Below are 2,926 nucleotides of genomic sequence, written 5' to 3'. Positions count from 1 at the left end.
CCCTGCTCGTAGACGCAGCCCGACCCTACCGACACCGTCCTGGCGACAGGTGGTTCGTTGATGAGACGTATGTGAAGGTCGCTGGCCGTTGGACCTACCTGTACCGGGCGGTTGACCAGCACGGACAGGTCATCGACGTCCTCGCCAGAACCCGCCGCGACCAGGCCGCCGCCCGCCGATTCTTCACCCAGGCACTGTCCCATGGGCGCCGGCCGGTCGAGGTCACCACCGACAAAGCACCCGTCTACCCGAGACTCCTCGACGAACTGCGTCCCGAGGCCTGCCACGTCGACGCCGCCCGGCAGAACAACCGGATCGAAGCCGACCACAGCCGGCTCAAAGCCCGCCTCCGCCCGATGCGCGGCCTGAAACGGCTGCGCTCCGCCCAGACGATCAGCGCGGGGCATGCGTTCATCCAGAACATCCGCCGCGGCCACTACGAACTCGGAATCGACACCGACCCGCACACACAGGTGACGGCCGCGTTCACCGAGCTCACCCTCGCGATCTGATCACCCGATCGGCAGGGTCAGCCATGCCCTGTCGTCCCCCAATGCAACAAGCCCCCTGGTCGGACCGGTCCGACCGTTCGGGAAAAAACGGCCCTGAATCACCAGACTCCCCAAGGAGATTGCTGGTCCGGGAGATCCATGGTGCCGGTCGACACCATGGAGACGGTCCGCGCAGGCCTGGGAGGCATCGGGGGTACTCTTCGGGTGCCGTCCGGCAGAATCTCGGACCTTTCGGCGAGCTGCTCGGCGCACGCGGCGAGGTCGGCTGGCCAGCGAGTGCTGGTGTCCCAACGCGCGCCGGGGAAGAAGTTCTCAACCAGAAAGGCGAGATCTGCTTTCGGTCGATTCCAGGGGCTCATTGGAGGCAGCCGGGCTCCGGTGAGATCGGCGCCGCGCAGGTCCACATCGGCGAATTTCGCGCCGACCAGAGACGTGTTGGTGAGGTCGGCGCGGACGAGTGTCGCACCGGTGAAGCGCGGCGTGGTGAACGGACTGCCGTTGAGCTGGAGACCGGAGAGGTTGGCGCCGGTAAGGTCGGCCCGGGTGAAGTCGCACTCCGGGCCGAGTTCTGCGCCGCGCAGGTCAGCGCCGGCCAGGACGGCGTCGGCGCAGTCGACGCCGTATCCGCAGCCCCAGGACGCGTCGGACAGGTCGGCGCCGCGCAGATCGACGCGAGAGAGATCGATGCCTTCCAGCGGGATGTACTTGGGGAAACGGACGCCGCGCAGGTCGGCGCCGCGCAGATCCCGGCACAGCAGCCGGGCGAACGTACTTGGATCGGCAGCGTCGAGGGTGGTTTTCACCGTGGCACGTTCCGCTTCCGACAGCGGGCTCCCGAGCAGGGGATCAAGGGCTGCTTCCTCATCCATCCACACGTCGTGCAGGCGGTAGAGGCGGTAACCGTCGGGATAGCGAAGGACCAGCGGGGAGCTGTTACGCGGGGGCGGGCCCTCCTGGTGCCACCAATGCCGGGTGTCGGCCTCGACCGGCCGCTCCGAAAGGAAGCACACCTCGGCGAACGGCCACCAGCCGCCGCACGAGCGGCGTAGGTCAGCCCAGAGCTCCAGCCGGTGCCGCCGGCCCCACTGCGGTGGTGGACTCACCGTCCTCTGGCCGGCGCTTCGGCGGGTGGGGAGTAGCCGCCGCAGGGCTGCTCGCCGGAAACGACCCGAGGAGGGGCTCCTGATGGCGGCCGTGAGCGCGGGCAACATCCATTCTCCGGTCTCGCGATCCGGGTGTTTCGCGGCCTGAAAGGCCGGCTCCCGCAGGTTGGACCAGCCGCGAGGCGGCTGAAAGTCGCTGTTCGGCGACTCCGTCCACACGACCTGCGGGTCGGGAAGCCCAGCCGCGCGGTACAGAGCAATGGCCGCGGCCTGCGCGGTCGCTCTGTCTGCGGGCGCGAGAGGCTGATTGGGACGGTCCAGGTCGGAAATGACTTCGTGGACAACGCCGGCCTGAACTCCTCGCAGCCCGGTCAGATCAAGATCGGTATTGAACGGCGAAAAGATATCCATGGGCTACTTCAGTAGCACGCCGAAGTAGAAATGTCCAGCACTTAATATTCCCTTAACCGGAGCGTGCGGCGGCCGGGCAACGGGGACCAGTACCCAGGGCCTCGGCATAGTTGTCGGGGGCTTGTTGCATTGGGGGACGACAGGGCATGGCTGACCCTGCCGATCGGGTGATCAGATCGCGAGGGTGAGCTCGGTGAACGCGGCCGTCACCTGTGTGTGCGGGTCGGTGTCGATTCCGAGTTCGTAGTGGCCGCGGCGGATGTTCTGGATGAACGCATGCCCCGCGCTGATCGTCTGGGCGGAGCGCAGCCGTTTCAGGCCGCGCATCGGGCGGAGGCGGGCTTTGAGCCGGCTGTGGTCGGCTTCGATCCGGTTGTTCTGCCGGGCGGCGTCGACGTGGCAGGCAGTGGAGTCCACGGACGTGGTGTACGGATTGTGATCGTCTGACGACTCGCCGGAGTGGCGGTCCGTGACGTGGGACGGCCACCGCGTGATCCTCACGAGAAACCTGTCGTAGTAGCTCGTTGAGGAGGAAACGCGATGGCCGTGCGCCCGACTGTGCCGGACGTGGAGTTCGTGGGCAAGGAACTCGCGGCGGCGAGTCCGGATCTGCTGGGGTCGATGGTGAAGGCGTTCGCGGAGGCGTTGATGGGCGCCGAGGTGGACGGGATCTGCGGGGCGGAATACGGGGAGATATCATCGGAGCGGACGAATCGCCGGAACGGCTACCGGACGCGGGAGTGGGACACGCGGGCCGGGACGATCGACCTGTCGATCCCGAAGCTGCGGCAGGGGTCGTATTTCCCGGAATGGCTGCTGACCCGGAGGAGACGCGCCGAGCAGGCGCTGATCTCGGTGGTCGCCACGTCGTATCTTCTGGGGGTTTCGACGCGCCGGGTG

At 67.3% G+C, this 2,926-nt stretch carries 3 protein-coding genes and 1 pseudogene; 2 read left to right on the top strand and 2 right to left on the bottom strand.

Annotation, left to right across the window (positions count from 1 at the left end):
• On the top strand, positions 1-512 hold a 512-nt coding region (locus FRAQA3DRAFT_RS11405), incomplete at its 5' end, for an IS6 family transposase (RefSeq protein ID WP_009739191.1).
• 98 nt (positions 513-610) lie between these two features.
• Here FRAQA3DRAFT_RS11405 and FRAQA3DRAFT_RS34945 read toward each other — a convergent pair.
• Both FRAQA3DRAFT_RS34945 and FRAQA3DRAFT_RS11395 read right to left on the bottom strand, forming a co-directional pair.
• Positions 611-1,381: a pentapeptide repeat-containing protein gene (locus FRAQA3DRAFT_RS34945; protein WP_232292110.1), complete on the bottom strand. Its 771-nt coding sequence runs from the start codon at positions 1,379-1,381 to the stop codon at positions 611-613.
• Between the two features lie 816 nt (positions 1,382-2,197).
• A pseudogene (locus FRAQA3DRAFT_RS11395) lies at positions 2,198-2,431 on the bottom strand (DDE-type integrase/transposase/recombinase); the annotation flags it as partial.
• Between the two features lie 135 nt (positions 2,432-2,566).
• Here FRAQA3DRAFT_RS11395 and FRAQA3DRAFT_RS11390 point away from each other — a divergent pair.
• Positions 2,567-2,926 (top strand): IS256 family transposase (locus FRAQA3DRAFT_RS11390; RefSeq protein WP_009739188.1); only part of this gene is annotated, 360 nt, incomplete at its 3' end.

Origin of the sequence: Frankia sp. QA3 (assembly GCF_000262465.1) — a bacterium.
GTDB lineage: Bacteria > Actinomycetota > Actinomycetes > Frankiales > Frankiaceae > Frankia.
The sequence above is the reverse complement of the archived record's forward strand: the minus strand, read 5'-3'. Positions and strand labels throughout refer to the sequence as shown.